Genomic DNA, 20,401 nt, shown 5'->3' on the forward strand with positions numbered 1-20,401 from the left:
ACGGAGAAAGGCAAAAGATGACGCATCCACTTAAGAAACTCGGCGCTTCCACGGCGCTGATCACCCTTTTTGCTGCAGGCCCGCAACTGGCCGCAGCGCAAACGATCCCCGCCTGTAAAGGCGACGGCGCGGGCATTGCCCTGTCCGAAGTCACGCCCGATCTGCTGGGCGGCAATGTCTCTATTGGCGACGTGCCCGAGCTTGTGGCGAACGGGCAGGTCTGCCTGCGCGCGAACGGCAAGCTGCGCGTGACCGAGGGCAACTCGGACGCCGCCGCAGAGGCCGCTGGCGAAGCGGACGCCGCCGCGGAGGCACCCGAACAGGCCGAGGCCGCGCCGGAAGAGCCGGTCGACGAGAACGCGGCCGCCGCCGAAGAACAACCTGCGCCGACCGAGGAACCTGCGGAAGAGGTCGTCGAGGAAGCCCCGGCAGAGCAGCCTGCCGAGCCGGAAGTGGCGGAAACGCCCGAGACGGAAGCGGCGCCTGAAGAGGTGACGCCGGAGTCGCTGGCAGAGGATCTTGGCGGTGACGCCGAGGTCGAAGCCGAAGCGGAAGCGGAAGCGGAAGTGACCGAAGTGCCCGCCGAACCCGAGGCCGCGCAGGAAGAAGTTGCCGAGGAAGAGACCCCGGCACCGGAAGCTGCCCCCGAAGCCCCCGAGGCAGAGGTTGCGGAAACGCCCGAGGAAGTGACGCCGGAGACGCTGGCCGAGGACCTTGGTGGCGACGCCGAGGTCGAAGCTGAGGCCGAGGCCGAGGCCGAGGTGACCGAAGCGCCGGCGGAACCGGAAGCCGCCGAGGAAGAGGTCGCCGAAGAGACGCCCGCCGACGCCGACCAAGCCGCGGAAGATGTCATCGCCGATGGCAACAACGGTCGCCCGGCGGCTGCCGCCGCTGCGTCGGAGGAGGACTCGGAAGCCGTCGAGACCACCGAAACCACGGTGACCGAGGAAGACGCGCGGTCCAGCGACGAGGACTTTGCCGAGGCCCCCGAAGCGGCGCCTGCCGCGTCGAACGACGATGACGACGACCGTGGCGGTCTGTCGAACTTCGAGAAGTTCGCGCTGGGCGCTGCCGGCCTCGTGGTGCTCGACCAGCTGATCGGCCAGAACGACGAAGTTGTCGAAAACACCGGCGACCGCGTGGTCGTGCAGCGGCAGGACGGCAGCTATTACGTTCTGAAGGACGATGACGAACTGTTGCGCCGCCCCGGTGCCGACGTTCGCACCGAGACCTTCCGCGACGGCTCGACCCGCACCACGGTCACGCGTCAGAATGGCGTGCAGGTGGTAACGGTGTCGGCCGCCGATGGTACCGTGCTGCGCCGGACGCGCCTGCTGCCGGATGGCCGCGAGGTGATCCTGTTCGATGACACGGTCGAAAGCCAGCCGGTGCGCCTGAGCGACCTTCCGCAGCCCGCGCCGCGGCAGGAAGTCTCGGTCGACAACGACGCCGCGCTGCGGGCCGCTTTGGAAGCGGAACGCCGGGCCGATCTGGACCGGACCTTCACGCTGGGTCAGGTGCGTAACATCGAGCAGGTGCGCGAGCTGATGCCCGAGATCAACGTCGACGCCATCAACTTCGAAAGCGGCTCGGCGGCGATCCGTCCGGAAGAGGCGGAAAGCCTTTACGAGCTGGGCAAGGCGATGGCCGAGTTCATCTCTGAGAACCCGGACGAGCTGTTCCTGATCGAAGGCCACACCGACGCGGTCGGCAATGACGCGATGAACCTCGCGCTGTCCGACCGTCGCGCGGAAAGCGTGGCGCTCGCCCTGTCGGAATATTTCGACGTGCCGCCGGAAAACATGGTGGTTCAGGGCTATGGCGAAGAGTTCCTGCTGGTCCCGACCGGCGACGCGGAACGCGCCAACCGCCGCGCTGCGGTCCGCCGGATCACGCCGCTGCTGCAGGCTGCCGCGGTGCGCTGATCGGCCTGACCGGCTGAGGCATACTTAGAAGATCATGGGCGCGCCCTTCGCGGGGCGCGCCCTTTGTCGTTGCCGGGCCGCACCGGCCACTCTGCGCAGGCGCACCGGTTTTCCTATGGCGAAGCCCCGCCGCCGGCCCCATATTGCCCCCGACAGGAGGTGGTCCCATGCAAAAGGGTTTCGACGATATCCCCGAGATCGCGCTGGACTGGCACCTCGCCGGCAAGGGTGCGGTGATTGCGACCGTCGTGCAGACCTGGGGTTCGGCTCCGCGTCCGGTGGGCGCGTTGCTGGCCGTGTCGGGCGAGGGCGAGTTGATGGGCTCGGTCTCGGGCGGCTGCGTCGAGGGCGCGGTGGTGGCCGAGGCGTTCGATGCGCTGGACAGCGGCGCCTCGAAGATCCTCGAATTCGGCGTCAGCGACGACGAAGCCTTCGCCGTGGGCCTTGCCTGCGGCGGGCAGATCCGTGTGATGGTGCAGCCGGTGGGGTCGGACAAGGGCCTGCCCGAGGACGTGCTGGCCGATCTCGTCGCCGCCCGCGCCAAGCGCAAGCCAATCGCGCATGTGGTCGATACCGCGGACTGGTCGCGCCGCACCGCGACGCCGTCCGAGTTCCCCGACCGCTTCCGCATGGACCGCTCGGGGTTCGAGGAAGACGGCGCCACCTTCGTCGCGATCCACAATCCGCCGCTGCGGATGGCCGTGGTGGGTGCGGTGCACATCTCGCAGCCGCTGCTTCAGATGGCGCGGCTGGCCGGATACGACCCGTTTCTCGTCGACCCGCGCGAGGCCTTCGCCTCGGAAAGCCGCTTCCCCGAGGAGACCATCAGCCACGACTGGCCCGACGAAGCGCTGGCCGCCTATGGCCTTGACGCGCGGACGGCGGTGGTGACGCTGACGCATGATCCGAAAATCGACGACCCGGCCATCATCGCCGCGCTGAAGTCGGATGTGTTCTACCTCGGCAGCCTCGGCTCGAAGCGGACCCACGCCAAGCGCGTGGCGCGGCTGGAAGAAGCGGGCTTCACCGCCGACGAGATCGGGAAAATCCACGCGCCGGTGGGTCTGGATATCGGGGCGATGTCGCCCGCCGAGATCGCGATTTCCGTGATGGCCCAGATCACGCAGGTGCTGCGGAAGGGCGCATGAGGTTCGGACCCGTCAGCCTTGATGACGCGGGCGGCGCGGTGCTGGCGCACTCGTTGCAGCTGGGCAAGCGCAAGCTGCGCAAGGGCCGGGTGCTGGAAGACGCCGACATCGGCGCGATGCGCGAAGCCGGGCTGACCGAGGTCATTGTCGCGCGGCTCGATGCCGGGGATCTGGCCGAGGATCCGGCGGCGCAACGGATCGCCGACGCCATGGTGCCGGACCCGAAGGCGGTCCACCTGCGGATGACGAAGGCCAGCACCGGGCGGGTGAACCTGTATGCCACCGTGCCCGGTGTGCTGGAGCTGGATGTCGCCCGTCTGGAGGCCGCAAACCGCGTCGACCCGCTGATCACCGTGGCGACACTGCCGCCCTTCGCCCGTTGCGGCGACCGCACAATGGTGGCGACGGTGAAGATCATCGCCTACGGCGTGGCCGAGACCTCGGTCGCTGCGGCGGAAGAGGCGATCCGCAATGCGATGCGCCTGCGACCAGTGACGCTGAAGACCGCGACGCTGATCCAGACCGACATCGGGGCAGGGGCCGGCAAGGGCGAGGACGCCATGCGCGCCCGGCTCGAGGCGCTGGGCATGGACCTGATCGCGACCCGCACCGTGCCGCACCGCACCGCGCCTCTGGCCGATGCGGTGGCGGCGGCAGAGGGCGATCTGGTGATGATCCTTACGGCCTCGGCCACTTCGGACCCGCATGATGTCGCCCCCGAAGCGGTGCGCGCGGCGGGAGGAGAGGTCACGCGCTTCGGAATGCCGGTCGATCCCGGCAACCTGCTGTTCCTCGGCGCGCAGGGCGGTCGACCCGTGATCGGCCTGCCGGGCTGCGCCCGGTCTCCGGCGCTGAACGGGGCCGACTGGGTGCTGGAACGGGTGGCCTGCGGGCTAGAGGTCAGCGACGGCGACATCGCAGCGATGGGCGTGGGCGGTCTGCTGAAGGAAAGCCCGGCACGTCCGCATCCGCGCGAACGCAAGCCGGGCTGAAATGCAACGGCCCCCGCTTTCGAGGGGGCCGCGCTGTTTGCATGACTGAACCTGCAGTCCGGCTTACGGCCAGCAGCTGACCAGCACGGTGACCTTGGCCGCGTAGGCCGCAAGGTCTTCGCCCGACAGCGGGACGCCGTCCGTCGAGGCCGCGGGCGACACGCCGTTGTTCGACAGGAACTCTGCCAGCGTGGTGCCTGCGGCGGTGAAGGTCACATCCTCGGGCAGGCGTTTGCCTTCCGGGTTCGACGCGGGCAGCAGCATCCCCACGACCGAGCCGGTGTTGTCCAGCACCGGACCGCCCGCGTCACCGGCGCTTGCGTCCAGCGAAAGGCGGTTGCGGTCGGGCTCGCCGTTCAGCCCCTGCGCATCGGCGAAGGTGCCATAGGTCAGGGTCGGCGCGCTCAGCAGGCCTTCGTAGCTGTAGCCCGAGACAGCGATCTCGGACTGAAGCCGGACCGGCGAGGACTGGAACTTGGCGAAGTCCTGCGGCGCCAGCCGGTCCGCGGGTTTCAGCAGCGCGATGCCCAGTCCGGCATCCTCGGCCACCACGTCGGCGGTATAGACCTCGTCCAGCGTGATCCGGCCGCAGCCCGCCACCGCCTCGGTGGTGGTCAGCACCATGCCGTTGCGGTCGACGTAGAAGCCCGACCGCGAGCTGGTGGGGCGGCGGATCTTCAGGCCCGAGATCAGGTCGACCGACTGTTCCAGCGCGGCGTCGCCGATGGCGTCGGGCAGCACCGCGCCCGGCACCGAGCGGAAGCTGTCGCGCATCGCGCGCAGCGCCACGTCAAAGCGGCGGTCTTCGCCCGCGGGCCAGATCAGGGTGAAGCCTTTCACCGTGCCGCCGGTCAGCACCGCGTAGGTGTAGGACTTGATGCGGTTGTTCTCGCCCGTCAGCGTGAAGCTGTTGGCGGTGCGGTTGCGCTCGCCCTCGACGGGGACGATCTCTAGCGTCTGCATGATGTCATACAGGCCCAGCAGCGTGGATTCGGTGCCGGTCTGGCTGATCAGCAGGATGCGGACGCCGCTGTCGTTGATCGAGTCGTAATGCGCGAAGGGCGGCTCGTAGCGGTCGAACCGCACCATCGCCAGCGGCATGGTCATCTCGATGCCGGCAGTCTCGTCCATGCGCAGGCCAAGGCCCAGCGACGACAGGATCGACTGGTAGCTGCCCACGAGTTCCTCGCGCTGCATGGTGGTCAGCACGCCGGTCGGGGTCAGGCCCTCGGACTCTTGCCACGCAGCCATCGAGCGGCGGGTGCCGGGGCCGAAGGCGGCGTCGATTGCGCCAGCGTAGAATCCGTACCACTGAAGCGCGCGCTGCAGTTCCATCTTCTCGTCGACGCTCAGCGCGGCCTCGTTGCGATAGGCTTCCTGCTGGGTCTCGGTGTCGACGACCTCTTCGGGCTCCGGCGCCGGTTCCGGCGCGGGCTCGGGCTCGGGGGCCGCAACGATTTCCGGTTCGGGCTCGGGTTCCGGTTCGGCCACAAGTTCGGGCTCGGTCGCGGTCGCGGGCGGGGTGTCATCCGCCTGCGTCTGGCCCTGCGCCTGCGTCTGGGTGGCGTCGTCAGCGTCCTCGACCGGCGCCAGCGCGTTGGCGCCGACGGGGTAGAACTGCTGCGTGTAGGCATCGGCCTGCGTCAGGAAGCTGTCGGGCGGAATGGCGCCCTGCGCGCGCAGCTGCGCCAGCGCCTGAATCGCCTGTTCGGCGGTGTAGGGTCCAAGCGCGATGCCGTACCAGCCGCTTGCCATGCGGAAGCCGTTCACCTCGGTCAGGTTCGCCGCATAGGTGCGTGCGGCCTGCGTGGCCGAGTTCAGATCGGGCCGTGCCTCGAGCTGGATAAAGGTCCCCTGAGCGGAAGCAAGTCCGGCCCAAAGAATGAAAACTAGTGAATAAAGCGCGGAAAAGGCCTTTGGCATCGGTACGATTTCCTTGGGTTTCTGGCACGGCACGTTGATCGCACCCTTTCAAAGCGTGAACTGTACGAAGGTCAATATCGCGGTAGCGAAGGTTGATTGACCCTGTCCATGCTGTTGCCTATTGAGAACGCGATTTTTCACGAACATGTCAGGACGGACCGATGGGCGACGCGCCGAAGAGTTTCCAGGAGATCATCCTGCGGCTCCAGAGCTACTGGGCCAAGGCCGGCTGCGCCGTGCTGCAGCCCTACGACATGGAAGTGGGCGCGGGCACCTTCCACCCGGCCACCACGCTGCGCAGCCTCGGCACCCGTCCGTGGGCGGCGGCCTATGTCCAGCCCTCGCGCCGTCCGACCGACGGGCGCTATGGCGAGAACCCGAACCGGCTGCAGCACTACTACCAGTATCAGGTGATCATCAAACCGTCGCCGCCCGATCTGCAGGCGCTGTATCTCGGCTCGCTGGAAGCGATCGGCATCGACATGGCGCTGCACGACATCCGCTTCGTCGAGGACGACTGGGAAAGCCCGACGCTGGGTGCGTGGGGGCTTGGCTGGGAAGTCTGGTGCGACGGCATGGAAGTGTCGCAGTTCACCTATTTCCAGCAGGTCGGGGGCCACGACTGCCACCCCGTTTCGGGCGAACTGACCTATGGGCTGGAGCGTCTGGCGATGTACGTTCTTGGCATCGATCACGTGATGGAAATGCCGTTCAACGACCCGCAGACGCCCATCGCGCTGACCTACGGCGACGTGTTCAAGCAGACCGAGGAAGAGTATTCGCGCTTCAACTTCGACGCGGCGAACACCGACATCCTGCTGAAACAGTTCGAAGAGGCCGAGGCCGAATGCGCCCGCATCCTGAACGAGCCCGCCGAGGACCCGAAGACCGGCAAGCGCATCATCATGGTGCACCCGGCCTATGACTTCTGCATCAAGGCCTCGCACCTGTTCAACCTGCTGGACGCGCGTGGCGTGATCTCGGTCACCGAGCGGCAGGCCTACATCGGCCGCGTGCGCGCGCTGGCCAAGCAATGCGCCGACGCCTTCGTGCAGACGACCGCCGGCGGATACGTGGCCGACGATGCTGCGTGAGGACAGTATCGAGTACCTGACCCGCTCGGCGCCGCAATACGGCGTCGGGTTTCCCGGCCAGCCGAACCTGCAAGGCACCGACACGGCGATCTTCGCCGCCCGCTGCACCGGCGTGTCCGAGGGGTTCTTCGCCGGGGGCGACGACAGGCTGTCGGGGCTGACGACCCATGTCGTTCTGTTCGACCGTTCGACGCTGCCCGGCCGGCACGCGGGGCTTGGGCCTTTCGCCAAGCTTTACCTCGAAGAAGACCGCGCCGAATGGGTGGTGCTGTTCCTGCCGGTTTCGGGCGGGTTCATCGACCGGGTGATGGGCCACGCGCTGAAGATCCAGCTTGTGTTCGACAAGGGCTGGAAGGCGTTCGGCGGACCGGCGCAGACCGACGAGCAGGGCGACCGCTTTCAGTTCGCCGAGGCGCTGCGCTACGTCGTGGCGGTGGACACGCCGCGCGAAAGCTGACCGCTCAGGCGGGTTTCGGGCCGGGGAAAATGCCGTGCTCGGTCCACGTCTTGCCGCTGCTGCGGGCGTTGCCGATCATCTCGCGCTGCCGCCGGATCGCCTCGGCGTCGCGATAGCCGCGCGGGTGATCCAGATGCACGGCGGGCGCGGTGAACCGCAGCCGGCGTCCTTTCACGCCGCTGTTCGACAGGCGGATGCCGAATTCCTTGTCGCCGCCGCCATAGGCCATCGTCTCGTCGAAGCCGTTCACCGACAGGATCGCGCTGCGGAAGGCCGAGGCGTTCGAGCCCATCCACGTGATCCGGATCGGATACACAGCGTCCAGCGCCGACTGAACGGGCAGGGGAAACGGCATTGTTTTCAGCCACGTGGTCGTGCGGTCAAAGGTGCCGCGCGCCTTTAGCCAGTCCTGCCGGAACACCCGGCCGGTGGCCACGTCGCCCTCGGTCACCTCTTTCGTCGCCGCGTCGGTCAGCCGGATCAGGCTGCCGCCGCAGAACCGGTCGGGCCGCACGCGGTCGCGGTGCCGCGCCACGAAGCCCGGGGCCAGCAGGCAGTCGCCATCGGTGTAGATCAGGTGATCGGCGTCCGAACTTTCGGTCGCGCGGTTCAGGATCACGTTCTTCCGGAACCCGTCGTCCGCGTGCCAGACGTGGCGCACCGGAAGCTCGGGATGCGCCGTGCGGAACGCCTCGATCACCTGCGCCGTCTCGGGGCCGGACCCGTCGTCCGCGATGGCGATGCTGTCGGGCCGCACATCCTGCCCGAAGATGCCCGTCAGCGTCAGGTGCAGAAACCTTGGCGCGTTGTAGGTAGAGATGATGATCTCGGTCCGCATGGGCGGGAAATGGCACGTTTGCGGGCGGGCGACAATCGGGAATGGAAGGGGCCGGGAACCGGCAGGACGCCCGCGTTTGTTGCCGAAGTCCCTTGCACCCCACGGCCTTTCGTTCTACCCGACAACCCCGTCCGGAGGCCTATTCATGAACGGAAAACTGGTAGGAGGCGTGATCGTGCTGGCGGCTCTCATCACCGGCATCTCGATCTATTACCTGCAGGTCTATGCCTTTTACGTGCAGCTTGACCCGGCAGCGGTCGACATCCGCCTGACCGGCATCGTCAGCCAGGAACCGCAACCGATCCTGACCGACGCGCTGCAGGCGATCGACAGCGACAGCTCTCCGATCCGGTTCCGCGCCTGTTTCGAGACCGGGCGCTCGATCGCCGGGTTGACCGAACAGTTCGTGGTCTACGACGCCGCCGACCCGCTGAACGCGCCCGATTGGTTCGACTGCTTCGACGCGGCCGAGGTGGGCGAGGCGCTGATTGCCGGGGACGCCATCGCCTTTCTGGGCGAGAAGAACATACACGACGGGGTTGACCGCGTGGTCGCCGTCTTCGATGACGGGCGCGCCTTCGCCTGGCACCAGCTGAACGAGACATACCAGGACTGACATGCCCGACCTTCTGATAGAGCTCTTCTCGGAGGAAATCCCCGCCCGCATGCAGACCCGCGCGGCGGACGATCTCAAGCGCCTCGTCACCGACGGGCTGGTCGAGGCCGGTCTGACCTATGCCCATGCGGGCGCGTTCTCGACCCCGCGTCGGCTGGTGCTGACGCTCGAGGGTCTGCTGGCCGAAAGCCCCACCACGCGCGAGGAACGCAAGGGCCCGCGCACCGACGCGCCCGAGAAGGCGCTGGAAGGCTTCCTGCGCTCGACCGGGCTGACCAAGGACCAGCTTGAGGCGCGCGACGACAAAAAGGGGCAGGTCTATTTCGCCGTGATCGAACGCCCCGGCCGTCCCGCGGCCGAGATCGTGGCCGAGGTGCTGGAAAACGCGATCCGCAACTTCCCGTGGCCCAAGTCGATGCGCTGGGGCGCGGGCAGCCTGCGCTGGGTACGTCCGCTGCATTCGATCCTGTGCCTGATGACCGACGAGTCCGGCGCAAGCGTGGTGCCGATGGAGGTCGACGGCATCAAGGCGGGCGACACCACCGCCGGTCACCGATTCATGGGGCCGGAACGCTTTTCCGTAACTTCTTTCGAGGATTACGAGGTAAAGCTAAAGCGCGCCAAGGTGATCCTGCGTGCCGAGGAGCGCGCCGACCACATCTGGACCGACGCCCACAACGCGGCCTTCGCGCTGGGGCTGGAAGTCGTCGAGGACAAGGGCCTGCTGGCCGAGGTCGCGGGGCTGGTCGAATGGCCGGTCGTGCTGATGGGCGACATCGGCGAGGCCTTCCTTGGCCTGCCGCCCGAGGTTCTGCAAACCTCGATGAAAGAGCACCAGAAATTCTTCTCGGTCCGCAATCCCAAGACGGGCCGGATCGAGAAATTCGTCACCGTGGCCAATATCGAGACCGCCGACGAGGGCGCGACGATCCTTGCGGGCAACCAGAAGGTTCTGGCCGCCCGCCTGTCGGACGCCAAGTTCTTCTGGGAAAACGACCTGCGCACGGTCGAACGCCAGGGCATGACCGGGCTGGCCGAGGGGCTGTCTTCGGTCACCTTCCACGCCAAGCTGGGCACCGTGGGCGACAAGGTGGCCCGCGTCGCGGCGCTCGCGTCCGAGATCGCGCCGATGGTCGGCGCCTCGCCGGACCTCGCGGACGAGGCCGCGCGCATCTGCAAGGCCGACCTCGTGTCCGAGATGGTCTACGAGTTCCCCGAGCTTCAGGGCATCATGGGGCGCTACTATGCCGCCCACGCGGGGCTGCCCGAACCCGTCGCCGAGGCGTGCGAGATGCACTACAAGCCGCTCGGCCCCTCGGACGAGGTGCCCACGGGCCCAGTGTCCATCGCCGTGGCGCTGGCCGACAAGATCGACACGCTGACCGGCTTCTGGGCGATCGACGAAAAGCCCACCGGGTCGAAGGACCCCTACGCCCTCCGCCGCGCCGCGCTGGGCGTGATCCGGCTGGTGTTGACGAACCAGTTGCGCCTGAACCTGACCGAGGTGTTCGCCAAGGGCTATCCGGGTGCGGATGCGGGCGACCTCCTGTCCTTCTTCCACGACCGCCTGAAGGTTTACCTGCGTGACGAGGGTATCCCACACGACGTCATCGACGCCTGCCTGTCGATGGACGGCAACGACGACCTCGCGCTGCTGGTCAACCGCGCCACCGCGCTGGCGGGGTTCCTGAAGACCGACGACGGGGCGAACCTTGTCGCGGGCTTCAAGCGGGCCAACAACATCCTCACGCAGGCCGAGGAAAAGGACGGGGTCGAGTACAGCTTCGGCGCGGACGTGAAATTCGCCGACGACCCGGCCGAGAAGGCTTTGTTCGCGGCGCTGGACGATGCCGACACGCGGATCAAGCCCGCGATGCAGGCCGAGGATTTCGAGACCGCGATGGCCGCGATGGCCCAGCTGCGCGCGCCGATCGACGCTTTCTTCGAGGCGGTGCAGGTCAACACCGACAACGAGGTCGTGCGCCGCAACCGCCTGAACCTGCTCAGCCGCATCCGCCAGACCTGTCTTGGCGTCGCGGACCTGACCCGGCTGGACGGCTGACACGAACGTCTTCCCCGGCCCGCCAAGGCCGGGGTGGCGACATGCCACGCGTCCGCCGCGATTATATGCTTTAATGTTGCTCGAAAGGGCGCGGACGCTATCATGCCGCGACCTAGCGGAGATACCGCAGTGCAGAAGATCGTCACCCTCAAGCCTTTCGTCCACATCACCGCGACCGCGCCGATCAGCGTGCACACCCACGGTGGCCGGGCGAAATGCCTGCAACGCCTGATCCGTCTGAACCTTCCGGTTCCGACGACGGTCGCGCTTAGCTTCGAGACGGTGACGCGCATCGCCACTGGGCATCTGCCCTCGATGACCTCGATCCTGTCCGAGTTCGGCCCCGACCCGCTGTTGTCCGTGCGGCCCTCCAGCGAGGATCCCGACTGGGGCGGCCCCGGCGCGATCCTGAACATCGGCATGAACTGGGACCGCCACGCGATACTGTCCGAGGCGCTGGGCGAACCGGCGGCGACGGCGCTGTACCTGCGCTTCGTGCAAGCCTACTCGGTCCACGTCGCGCGGTTGGACCCGGATATGTTCGAGCCGCCCGAGAAGGTGAACCGCAAGGCGCTGGAACGCGCGCTCGACAACTATCAGGACGAGACCGACGATCCCTTCCCGCAGGACCCGGCGACGCAACTGGGCGAGGTGCTGCGCTCGATGGCGCGGGCATGGGGCGGCACCACGGCGCGGCTGTTGCGTCAGGCCAAGGGCGCGCCCGCCGACGCGGGGCTGGGGCTTGTGGTGCAGCGCATGGCGCTGGGCGTCGGGCCAGGCGAGTCCGGGGCAGGGGTGATCCAGTTCGTCGACCCCGCCACCGGCGAGCCGCAGATCACCGGCCGCTATCGCTGTCAAAGCCAAAGCCGCGACGCGCTGAAGCCCGGCAAGGGGCAGGTCTATCTTACCCGTGACGACCGCGGCCCCTCGCTGGAAGAGATCGCGCCCGAGGTGTTTCAGGATCTTTGCACCTATGGCGCGCTGTGCCGCGAGAAGCTGCGCGAAGAGATGCAGCTGGAATTCACCATCGAGGACGGCAAGCTGCGTATCCTCGACGCCCTGCGCGTTCAGCGGTCCAGTCGCGCCGCCGTGCGGATCGCGGTGGCGCTGGCCGATGACGGCATCATCCCGCAGTCCGATGCGCTGCTGCGGATCGCGCCCCGCGCGCTGACCGAAGTGCTGCACCCGCAGATCGACCCCACCGCCAAGCGCGTGCTGGCCGCCCGTGGCATCGGGGCCAGCCCCGGCGCGGCGCGCGGCAAGATCGTGTTCAGCTCCAGCGCCGCGCAGGCCTCGGCGGCGCGGGACGAGCCCTGCATCCTTGTCCGGCGCGAGACCGCGCCCGAGGACATCCGCGGCATGCACGCCGCCCACGGCATCCTGACAGAGCGCGGCGGCATGACCAGCCACGCCGCGGTGATCGCCCGCGGTCTGGGTCTGCCCTGCGTGGTGGGCGCGTCCTCGGTGACGATCAGCCACCGCTCGAAGACGCTGACCAACGCCGAGGGCAAGGTGTTCTCGGAAGGGGATGAGATCACCATCGACGGCGGCACGGGCGAAGTGCTGGCCGGCGCCGTGCCGATGCTGGAGCCGGCGTTGGACGACAGCTTCCGTTCGTTGCTTAGCTGGGCCGACGAGGTGCGCGACATCGGCATCCGCGCCAACGCCGACACGCCGTCCGACGCGCGGCTGGCCCGCAGTTTCGCGGCGCAGGGGATCGGCCTGTGCCGGACCGAGCACATGTTCTTCGAGCAGGACCGCCTGACGGTGATGCGCGAGATGATCTTCGCCAAGTCCGCCAAGGACCGCGAGGCGGCGCTGGTGCAGCTTTTGCCGATGCAGCGCGCCGACTTCGTCGAACTGTTCGAAATCATGCACGGCCTGCCGGTCTGCATCCGCCTGTTCGACCCGCCGCTGCACGAATTCCTGCCCACCGACCGCAGCTCGATGCGGGGGCTGGCAGAGTCGCTGGACCTTCCGATTGCCGAGATCACCCGGCGGGTGGAGCAACTGACAGAGTTCAACCCGATGCTGGGGATGCGTGGCGTGCGGCTGGGCATCGCGATGCCCGAGATCTACGAGATGCAGGCCCGCGCCATTTTCGAGGCCACCATCGAGGCCAGCCGCAACGGCGACCCGATCGTGCCCGAGATCATGATCCCGCTGGTGTCCGCGAACCGCGAGGTCGAGCTGGTCAAGACCCGCATCGATGCCGTCGCCGCCGCCGTCCGGAACGAGCAGGGCAAGGGGTTCGACTATCGCCTTGGCGTGATGGGCGAGACGCCGCGCGCCTGCCTGCGCGCCGACGAGATCGCCCAGCACGCGGCGTTCATGTCCTTCGGCACCAACGACCTTACGCAGATGACCTACGGCCTGTCGCGCGACGACGCGGGGCGGTTCATGTCGGACTATGTCAATCAGGGCGTGTTCCGCGAGGATCCGTTCCACATGCTCGACACCGACGGGGTAGGTGAACTCTTGCAACTCGGGGCCCAGAGGGCCCGCGCGACGGACCCGAATATCGTGCTGTCGATCTGCGGCGAACACGCGGGCAACGCCGAATCAATCGCGTTCTGCCGGGACGTGGGATTCGATTATGTGTCCTGTTCGCCGTTCCGTGTGCCTGTCGTAAGGCTGGCAGCGGCGCATCTGGCGCTGCTGCACCCCAAGGCCTAGCGGATTCCGCTAACCTACTGAAATTCAATAACCCGCACGGTTCGCAAAAAACAATAACGTGAAATCTTTGCGCTTGCTTTTGGCGTGGTAGGTCAATCAGCCGCGTCGGCAAGACTCGACTCACCATTGTTTTTTAGACTATCCCTCGGCTCAGGTTGGATTGTGCCCGTTACGGGTACAGCTGGGGAAAAGTCTTATGGGTATCTGGCGTCTGGTTCGGGCGGCATTTTTGCTTGCTGCCATCTCGACATCCGGCGCGGCAATCGCCGACGAAGTGCTGAGCGAGTCGAACGACCCCGGGGTCGTTCTGAACAGCCGGCTGACCGATCTTCTGTCCCGCGAAAAGACGGCGTTGGGCCGGATCGGCGCTGTCCGGCTCGAACGGCTGGCGAACCTGCCGCCGCGCGAAGACGGCCGCGACGCCCCCAACGGTATCGAGTTCTCGACCGCCTTCCTCGATTCCCTGCCCAAGCCCGAGGGCGGCAACGCGTGGCGCTGCCTGACCGAGGCGCTGTATTTCGAGGCCCGTGGCGAAAGCGTGCGCGGCCAGTTCGCGGTGGCCGAGGTGATCCTGAACCGCGTCGACCGGGCCGAGTTTCCCGACAGCGTCTGCGGCGTCATCAAGCAGGGCACCGGGCGCCGCTTCCAGTGCCAGTTCACCTATACCTGCGACGGCGCGCCCGAGACGGTGAACGAACCCCTGTCGTTCGAACGCGCCGGCAAGATCGCCGCGCTGATGCTGGGCGGCGTGGACCGGATGCTGACACGCGGCGCGACGCACTATCACACCGTCGCCGTCGATCCCTACTGGGCCAGCCGCTTCCCGCGCACCGCGACCATCGGCGTCCACCACTTCTACAACATGCCGTAGCACGGCCCGGTCCCTGCCGGGACCGGTTTTTCCCCTCGCATCCCCGTGCGGCGGGCTGTAGTCAGGCGCCCTCATCAGGCGGAGGCTGCATGACCACCGAGATCCAACAGGCTTTTGCGCATCCCGAGGCCCGCTCGGTCGCGACGGCGGATGCCGCGATGCCCGACCGAATCTCGCTTCGCGACCACGTGGTCGAGGCCGAGATCGGCGCGTTCCAGCAGGAACGGGGCCGGACCCAGCGCCTGTGTTTCAACATTGTCGTCGAACTCACGCCACACGACGCACCGGTCGAGGACGACGTGGACCGCATCCTGTCCTACGACAAGGTGACCGAGGCCATCGCCGCCGAACTGGCGGCCGAGCGGCTGGACCTGCTGGAAACGCTGGCCGAGAATATCGCGGGCCGCATCCTGTGGGAACCGCAGGCGCGGCGCGTCTTCGTGCGGATCGAGAAGCTGGACCGTGGCCCCGGCGCGCTGGGCGTCGAGATCGTGCGCACCCGCCGCGACGGCGCGGGAACAGGGGGCGGGTTAGAGGATGTGCCGCATCCGGTGGTGATCTACCTGTCGAACGACGCCGTGGCCTCGGCAGATGTCTCTGCGATCATTCAGGAATTTCCCGAGACCCCGGTGATATTCTGCGTCGGCCTTCCCGACGCGGCCGCGCCTGTGACCGGTGCGGCGCTGGCGCAGCGCCGGATCGACCTTCTGGCCATCGAGCAGAACGCGTGGGTTCTTGCCGGGCGCGACCGCCGCTGCGTTGTCGTCGCGACCCGGACCGAGCTCGACTGGGCCATGCGGCACGGGCAGGTCTGCGTCTGGGCGCCGTCGAAGATCGTGCTGGACGCCGTCGAAAGCCCCGCCGCCGAGCCGCAAGACGGCGTGGCGCTTGCCCTGTGGTTCGCCCGCCTCGTCGGCGCCCGTGCGCTGGTGACGGTGGGAACCGATGCGCCGCTTTCTGCCGAACCGCCCGCGCACCGGCTGGCGCTGTCGCGCTGAGCCTTGCGCACCCGCCATGGAAACGGAGACACCGCTGCCATGACCACCTGCTACCGCCCCATCGCAATGACCGACCCCGCGCGCCCCTCGGACGCGCTGACGCTGGCCGGCGGCTGGTGCTGGTTCGACCGCGCCGAACGGATCGAGCGCGGCGGGAACCGCACGCTGATCCCGGCCTCTGAAATCCCGTTGGATGTGCTTGGCCGCCTGACCGCGCCCCGTGCGCCGCTAGCTGGCCTGACGTGGGACGCGCCGCGCCTGATGGGCATCGTGAACACCTCGCCCGACAGTTTCTCGGACGGCGGCGATTTCCACGACCCGGACGCCGCGGTCGCGCATGCGCTTGCGATGGTGGACGAGGGCGCCGACCTGCTGGACATCGGCGGCGAGTCCACGCGCCCCGGTTCCGCCACCGTCCCGCCGCCGGAAGAGATCGCGCGCACCGTCCCGGTGATCGAGGCATTGGCGGGCCGCGCGGGCGTGCCGGTCTCGATCGACACCCGCAAGGCGGACGTGGGGCAGGCGGCATTGCAGGCCGGTGCGGACATCCTCAACGACGTGTCGGCGATGACCTACGATCCGGCGATGGCGGACCTTGCCGCCGCCACGGGGGCGCCGATCTGCCTGATGCACGCGCAGGGAAGCCCCGAGACGATGCAGCAGGACCCGCGCTATGACGATGTGCTGCTGGACGTCTACGACCACCTCGAGGCGCGTCTCGCGGCGGCAGAGGCGGCGGGCATCCGGCGCGACCGGGTGATCCTCGACCCCGGCATCGGCTTCGGCAAGACGCAGGAGCATAACCTGACGCTGCTGCGCCACCTGTCGCTGTTTCACGCGCTGGGATGCGTTCTGCTGCTGGGCGTGTCGCGGAAACGGTTCATCGGCACCATCGGAAACGCACCCGAGGCGAAAGACCGCGCGCCCGGCTCGGTCGCGGTGGCGATGGCGGGCGTCGCGCAGGGTGTGCAGATCCTGAGGGTCCATGATATGCTGGCCACAAGACAGGCGCTTAGCCTGCACTCGGCCGTTCACGGAATGAGGTAAGAGCATGACACGTAAGATATTCGGCACCGACGGTGTTCGCGGTCGCGCGAACAGCTACCCGATGACGGCGGACCTTGCCCTGCGCCTTGGCGCGGCGGCCGGTCGCTATTTCCGCAAGGACGGCACCAACGGTCACCGCGTGGTGATCGGTAAGGACACCCGGCTGTCCGGCTACATGATCGAGAACGCGTTGACGGCCGGGCTGACGTCGACCGGGATGAACGTGCTGCTGCTGGGGCCGGTCCCGACCCCGGCGGTGGGGTTCCTGACCCATTCGATGCGCGCCGACGTGGGCATCATGATCTCGGCCAGCCACAACCCGCATCAGGACAACGGCATCAAGCTGTTCGGCCCCGATGGCTACAAGCTGTCGGACGAGGCCGAGGCCGAGATCGAGGCGCTGCTGGAAGGCGAGATCGACTATGCCCGCCCCGAGAACATCGGCCGCGCCCGGCGGATCGACGACGGGCGGCGTGGCTATATGGAATTCGCCAAGACGACCTTCCCGACGGGCCGCCGCCTGAACGGGCTGAAGGTGGTGGTGGACTGCGCCAACGGCGCCGCCTACCGCGCCGCGCCCGAAGTGCTGTGGGAACTGGGGGCCGAGGTCATCTCGATCGGCACCTCGCCCAACGGCACCAACATCAACGCGGGCTGCGGCTCGACCGACACGGCCCTCGCCGCGCGCACCATCCGCGAGACCGGGGCCGACGTGGGCATCTGCCTGGACGGCGACGCGGACCGGGTGATGATCCTTGACGAGAACGGCGAGGTCGCCGACGGCGATCAGATCATGGCGCTGTTCGCCTCTCGCTGGGCCGAGGCGCAGCGCCTGAAGGGCAACACGCTGGTCGCCACGGTGATGTCGAACCTGGGGCTGGAACGCTATCTGGGCGGGCAGGGCATCACGCTGGAACGCACGCCGGTCGGCGACCGCTATGTTGTAGAGCGGATGCGCGCTGGCGGCTGGAACCTTGGCGGCGAACAGTCGGGCCACATCGTGATGACCGATTACGCGACCACCGGCGACGGCCTGATCGCGGGGCTTCAGTTCCTGTCGGCCATGGTCGAGGGCGACCGCCGTGCGTCGGACCTGTCGGTCAGCTTCGCGCGGGTGCCGCAACTTCTGAAGAACGTCCGCTATGCCGCCGGCACCGAACCGCTGGCGCTGGCCAACGTGAAGAACGCCATCGGTGACGCCGAGGCGCGCCTGAACGGCAGCGGCCGCCTGCTGATCCGCAAGTCTGGCACCGAACCGCTGATCCGCGTCATGGCGGAATGCGAGGACGAGACCCTGCTGACCCAGGTGGTCGACGGGATCGTGGCCGAGGTCGAGGCCGCCGGCGTCTCTTAACGGGACAGGCTCAGGGCGCGGTAGACCTCGGTGCGCATTTCGGCTTCCGGGGTCTTCTGCGGATCGTCCACATAGACCTCCCAGATCGGCATGGCGCCGTCGAGGTCCTCTTCGGTGATGCGGTCCCACATCGCCTGATGGGTCTGGTTCAGGTTCGCGTAGGGGCCGACATGCACCGTCTTCATCGCCGGTCCGTCGGGCAGCGTGGCGCCGTAGACAAGCCGGTCCGCCTTGCCCAGATCGCCGGGATTGACGAAGGCGCCGCAGTGGAAGCGGACGCTCGATCCGGACGGCATCTGCGGATAGACCGCGATCGGGGCGCTTTGCGGCTGGATGCCGTGACGCGCCAGAAAGTCGAACAACTCGGCAAAGGCAGAGCCCATGGTCTGCCCGATCTCGGACATCTCGCACTCTCTCTCGACAAAGAGATAAGGCTGCTCCGGCAGCATGACGCGTTCGAATTCCATGGCCGTCCTCCTGTGATGCCCGGCTGACGATAGGGCCTCACGAGCGCTTGAACAGGAAAAGTTAGGCAATCCGTGCTACTATTTTGGGCAACCCGCCCGTGTGCACGGCGCCAAAACCCACTGGCGTGAAGTTTTCGCTGCGTCGCAGCATTTTGAACCGGTCCAAGCTGGCCAATCATGCCCGTGCGGCACAGCTTACCAGAGTGGGAGGACAAGACCGGGCAGAAAGGATCTTTCCCATGTGTCTCACCACCGAAGCCCTCATGCTGTTCCTCAGCCTGCTGCCGCAGGAGATCGTCGACATCTCGGACGAGCGGATCGTCGTCCGCGCCGAGGTTCGCGATGCCGTCTGGCAGGTGAAGGGCGATGAATGGTGCACCCAGGCGCCGAAGATCGACGCGGCATTCCGGCTCAGGCAGGGCAGCGACGCCTGATCCGCGCAGGCGCCCCGGGGCCGGGCGTGGCCCCGGGGCGCCGCCAAGACGTGATCAGACCTTGTCGCGGCCCATCGCCAGCACGCAGGCCATGGTGACCGCAGCGGCGGCCAGCATGTAGTAGCCGACATAGGCAAGGCCGTAGGTCGACTGCAGGTAAGTCGCCGCGTAGGGCGCCAGCGACGCGCCGAAGATACCCGCGAAGTTGAAGGTCAGCGACGACCCGGTGTAGCGCACATGCGTCGGGAACGGCGCCGCCAGCGCGGCCCCGATGACCCCATAGGTCAGGCCCATCAGGAACATCCCCAGCGTCACGAAGCCGTAGATCCCTGCGATCCCGCCGCCCAGCAGCGGGGCCAGCAGGAACGAAAACAGCGCGATCAGCGCGGTGACGACGAGCAGGAAGGCATAGCGCCCGGTCCGGTCCGCGACCTTTCCCGCCAGCACGATGGCGGCGGCGAAGATGACCGAGCCGTAGATCTGGATCAGCAGCGCGTCGAGGAACGCGATCTGGATGACCTTCACGTTGTACGACAGCAGCCACGCCGAGCAGACGTAGAACAGCACGAAGGTCACCAGCGCCACGAAGGTGCCAAGGAACAGGCTGCGCTTGTGGCCCCGGAAGACCTCGGCCACCGGCACGGCGGCGCGCTCGTCCTTTTCGACGGCCTTCGAGAACTCGGGCGTCTCGCTGATCGACAGGCGCACCCACAGGCCAAGGCCGATCAGCAGGATCGACGACAGGAACGGCAGGCGCCAGCCCCAAGTCAGCAGGGCCTCTTCGCTGATGAAGTGCAGCAGGATCCAGAAGAAGCCCGACGACAGGAACAGGCCCACCGGCGCGCCCAGTTGCGGGAACATGCCGTACCACGACCGCTTGCCCGGAGGCGCGTTCTCTGTGGCCAGCAGCACCGCGCCACCCCACTCGCCGCCAAGGCCGAAACCCTGACCGAAGCGGCACAGCGCCAGCAGGGCGGGAGCGGCCACGCCGATCTGGGCATAGGTGGGCAGCAGGCCGATGATGACGGTCGACACGCCCATGGTCAGAAGGGCCGCGACCAGCGTCGCCTTGCGTCCGATCCGGTCGCCGAAGTGGCCGAAGACCACGGCGCCGAAGGGACGGGCGAAGAAGGCGATCGAGAAGGTCGCGAAGGACGCCAGCAGGGCGGTCATCGGGTCAGAGCCCGGAAAGAACAGCGCCGGGAACACAAGCACGGCGGCGGTGGCGTAGATGTAGAAGTCGAAGAATTCGATGGTCGTGCCGATCAGGCTTGCCAGCAGCACCTTGTGCGGCGCGTTGACGGGCTTAGCGGGCGTTTGGGGCGTGGCGGCCATGTCGGCCGTAGTCATTGTATCGGACATGATGGGATCCGGGGAAGTTTCGTTCGAATTTCAGGGCGTTCGGGAATTTTCGTTACAAGGGTCCGGCGCTACGCCGGGTGGGGCGGAATGGAAAGGTCCGCTCCGGTCCCGGTTGGCGGGGTTGTCCCGGACGCATG

General features: G+C 67.5%; 17 protein-coding genes. 13 read left to right on the forward strand and 4 right to left on the reverse strand.

The window, feature by feature from the left end; translation table 11 throughout:
- Positions 1 to 17 precede the first annotated feature (17 nt).
- The 3 genes from ACP156_RS04435 to ACP156_RS04445 all read left to right on the forward strand — a co-directional run bounded on the left by ACP156_RS04435 (position 18) and on the right by ACP156_RS04445 (position 4,065).
- A complete protein-coding gene (locus tag ACP156_RS04435; protein WP_425050090.1) occupies positions 18 to 1,925 on the forward strand; it encodes an OmpA family protein in 1,908 nt (635 codons plus the stop codon).
- 167 nt (positions 1,926 to 2,092) lie between these two features.
- Positions 2,093 to 3,073, forward strand: a complete 981-nt coding sequence (locus tag ACP156_RS04440) for an XdhC family protein (protein WP_425050091.1) — start codon at positions 2,093 to 2,095, stop codon at positions 3,071 to 3,073.
- Positions 3,070 to 4,065 (forward strand): molybdopterin-binding protein, encoded by a 996-nt coding sequence (locus ACP156_RS04445; protein WP_425050092.1) that lies wholly within the window; start codon positions 3,070 to 3,072, stop codon positions 4,063 to 4,065. Before ACP156_RS04440 ends, ACP156_RS04445 begins: the two co-directional genes overlap by 4 nt.
- A gap of 63 nt (positions 4,066 to 4,128) precedes the next feature.
- Here the strand turns inward: ACP156_RS04445 and ACP156_RS04450 are convergent, their stop codons facing one another.
- Positions 4,129 to 5,988 carry a serine protease gene (locus ACP156_RS04450; protein ID WP_425050093.1) on the reverse strand — a complete coding sequence of 620 codons (1,860 nt, stop codon included), beginning with the start codon at positions 5,986 to 5,988 and terminating at the stop codon, positions 4,129 to 4,131.
- A 161-nt stretch (positions 5,989 to 6,149) separates the two neighbouring features.
- Between ACP156_RS04450 and ACP156_RS04455 the strand changes: the two genes are divergently transcribed.
- Together ACP156_RS04455 and ACP156_RS04460 are read left to right on the forward strand one after the other, a co-directional pair.
- Positions 6,150 to 7,082, forward strand: a complete 933-nt coding sequence (locus ACP156_RS04455) for a glycine--tRNA ligase subunit alpha (protein ID WP_425050094.1) — start codon at positions 6,150 to 6,152, stop codon at positions 7,080 to 7,082.
- Positions 7,072 to 7,539 (forward strand): hypothetical protein, encoded by a 468-nt coding sequence (locus ACP156_RS04460; protein WP_425050095.1) that lies wholly within the window; start codon positions 7,072 to 7,074, stop codon positions 7,537 to 7,539. The genes ACP156_RS04455 and ACP156_RS04460 overlap by 11 nt, the downstream gene beginning before the upstream one ends.
- A 4-nt stretch (positions 7,540 to 7,543) precedes the next feature.
- Here ACP156_RS04460 and ACP156_RS04465 read toward each other — a convergent pair whose 3' ends face one another.
- The gene (locus tag ACP156_RS04465; protein ID WP_425050096.1) at positions 7,544 to 8,377 is read right to left on the reverse strand and encodes a glycosyltransferase; all 834 of its coding nucleotides are present in this window, start codon (positions 8,375 to 8,377) and stop codon (positions 7,544 to 7,546) included.
- Positions 8,378 to 8,522: 145 nt separating this feature from the next.
- On the opposite strand from ACP156_RS04465, the gene ACP156_RS04470 reads away from it, so the two are divergent.
- From ACP156_RS04470 to glmM, 7 genes are all read left to right on the forward strand, one after another.
- On the forward strand, positions 8,523 to 8,993 hold the full coding sequence (locus tag ACP156_RS04470; RefSeq protein ID WP_425050097.1) for a DUF6446 family protein: 471 nt from the start codon (positions 8,523 to 8,525) through the stop codon (positions 8,991 to 8,993).
- A gap of 1 nt (position 8,994) precedes the next feature.
- The gene (gene glyS, locus ACP156_RS04475; RefSeq protein WP_425050098.1) at positions 8,995 to 11,055 is read left to right on the forward strand and encodes a glycine--tRNA ligase subunit beta; all 2,061 of its coding nucleotides are present in this window, start codon (positions 8,995 to 8,997) and stop codon (positions 11,053 to 11,055) included.
- Positions 11,056 to 11,184: 129 nt separating this feature from the next.
- Positions 11,185 to 13,731: a putative PEP-binding protein gene (locus tag ACP156_RS04480; RefSeq protein ID WP_425050099.1), complete on the forward strand. Its 2,547-nt coding sequence runs from the start codon at positions 11,185 to 11,187 to the stop codon at positions 13,729 to 13,731.
- Between the two features lie 196 nt (positions 13,732 to 13,927).
- Positions 13,928 to 14,602: a cell wall hydrolase gene (locus ACP156_RS04485; protein ID WP_425050100.1), complete on the forward strand. Its 675-nt coding sequence runs from the start codon at positions 13,928 to 13,930 to the stop codon at positions 14,600 to 14,602.
- Positions 14,603 to 14,691: 89 nt separating this feature from the next.
- Positions 14,692 to 15,600, forward strand: a complete 909-nt coding sequence (locus ACP156_RS04490) for a dihydroneopterin aldolase (RefSeq protein ID WP_425050101.1) — start codon at positions 14,692 to 14,694, stop codon at positions 15,598 to 15,600.
- Between the two features lie 39 nt (positions 15,601 to 15,639).
- Complete coding sequence (gene folP / locus ACP156_RS04495; protein WP_425050102.1) at positions 15,640 to 16,647, forward strand: dihydropteroate synthase; 1,008 nt, start codon at positions 15,640 to 15,642, stop codon at positions 16,645 to 16,647.
- 4 nt (positions 16,648 to 16,651) lie between these two features.
- Positions 16,652 to 18,001: a phosphoglucosamine mutase gene (gene glmM / locus ACP156_RS04500; protein ID WP_425050103.1), complete on the forward strand. Its 1,350-nt coding sequence runs from the start codon at positions 16,652 to 16,654 to the stop codon at positions 17,999 to 18,001.
- On the opposite strand, the gene ACP156_RS04505 is transcribed toward glmM, so the two are convergent.
- A complete protein-coding gene (locus tag ACP156_RS04505) occupies positions 17,998 to 18,468 on the reverse strand; it encodes a GyrI-like domain-containing protein (protein WP_425050104.1) in 471 nt (156 codons plus the stop codon). The genes glmM and ACP156_RS04505 overlap by 4 nt on opposite strands.
- Positions 18,469 to 18,707: 239 nt before the next feature.
- Between ACP156_RS04505 and ACP156_RS04510 the strand changes: the two genes are divergently transcribed.
- Positions 18,708 to 18,902 (forward strand): hypothetical protein, encoded by a 195-nt coding sequence (locus ACP156_RS04510; RefSeq protein ID WP_425050105.1) that lies wholly within the window; start codon positions 18,708 to 18,710, stop codon positions 18,900 to 18,902.
- Between the two features lie 54 nt (positions 18,903 to 18,956).
- Here the strand turns inward: ACP156_RS04510 and ACP156_RS04515 are convergent, their stop codons facing one another.
- Positions 18,957 to 20,252, reverse strand: a complete 1,296-nt coding sequence (locus ACP156_RS04515) for an MFS transporter (RefSeq protein ID WP_425050106.1) — start codon at positions 20,250 to 20,252, stop codon at positions 18,957 to 18,959.
- Between the last annotated feature and the right edge of the window lie 149 nt (positions 20,253 to 20,401).

The sequence above is a fragment of the Psychromarinibacter sp. S121 genome, assembly GCF_049801035.1.
Taxonomy (GTDB): Bacteria; Pseudomonadota; Alphaproteobacteria; order Rhodobacterales; family Rhodobacteraceae; genus Psychromarinibacter.

Coding starts and splice junctions, on each gene's coding strand:
- ACP156_RS04485 (WP_425050100.1), top strand. CDS start 13,928: ATGGGTATCTGGCGTCTGGTTCGGGCGGCATTTTTGCTTGCTGCCATC.
- glyS (WP_425050098.1), top strand. CDS start 8,995: ATGCCCGACCTTCTGATAGAGCTCTTCTCGGAGGAAATCCCCGCCCGC.
- ACP156_RS04455 (WP_425050094.1), top strand. CDS start 6,150: ATGGGCGACGCGCCGAAGAGTTTCCAGGAGATCATCCTGCGGCTCCAG.
- ACP156_RS04510 (WP_425050105.1), top strand. CDS start 18,708: ATGTGTCTCACCACCGAAGCCCTCATGCTGTTCCTCAGCCTGCTGCCG.
- ACP156_RS04440 (WP_425050091.1), top strand. CDS start 2,093: ATGCAAAAGGGTTTCGACGATATCCCCGAGATCGCGCTGGACTGGCAC.
- ACP156_RS04490 (WP_425050101.1), top strand. CDS start 14,692: ATGACCACCGAGATCCAACAGGCTTTTGCGCATCCCGAGGCCCGCTCG.
- ACP156_RS04465 (WP_425050096.1), bottom strand. CDS start 8,377: ATGCGGACCGAGATCATCATCTCTACCTACAACGCGCCAAGGTTTCTG.
- ACP156_RS04450 (WP_425050093.1), bottom strand. CDS start 5,988: ATGCCAAAGGCCTTTTCCGCGCTTTATTCACTAGTTTTCATTCTTTGG.
- glmM (WP_425050103.1), top strand. CDS start 16,652: ATGACACGTAAGATATTCGGCACCGACGGTGTTCGCGGTCGCGCGAAC.
- ACP156_RS04470 (WP_425050097.1), top strand. CDS start 8,523: ATGAACGGAAAACTGGTAGGAGGCGTGATCGTGCTGGCGGCTCTCATC.
- ACP156_RS04505 (WP_425050104.1), bottom strand. CDS start 18,468: ATGGAATTCGAACGCGTCATGCTGCCGGAGCAGCCTTATCTCTTTGTC.
- ACP156_RS04515 (WP_425050106.1), bottom strand. CDS start 20,252: ATGACTACGGCCGACATGGCCGCCACGCCCCAAACGCCCGCTAAGCCC.
- ACP156_RS04460 (WP_425050095.1), top strand. CDS start 7,072: ATGCTGCGTGAGGACAGTATCGAGTACCTGACCCGCTCGGCGCCGCAA.
- ACP156_RS04445 (WP_425050092.1), top strand. CDS start 3,070: ATGAGGTTCGGACCCGTCAGCCTTGATGACGCGGGCGGCGCGGTGCTG.
- ACP156_RS04435 (WP_425050090.1), top strand. CDS start 18: ATGACGCATCCACTTAAGAAACTCGGCGCTTCCACGGCGCTGATCACC.
- folP (WP_425050102.1), top strand. CDS start 15,640: ATGACCACCTGCTACCGCCCCATCGCAATGACCGACCCCGCGCGCCCC.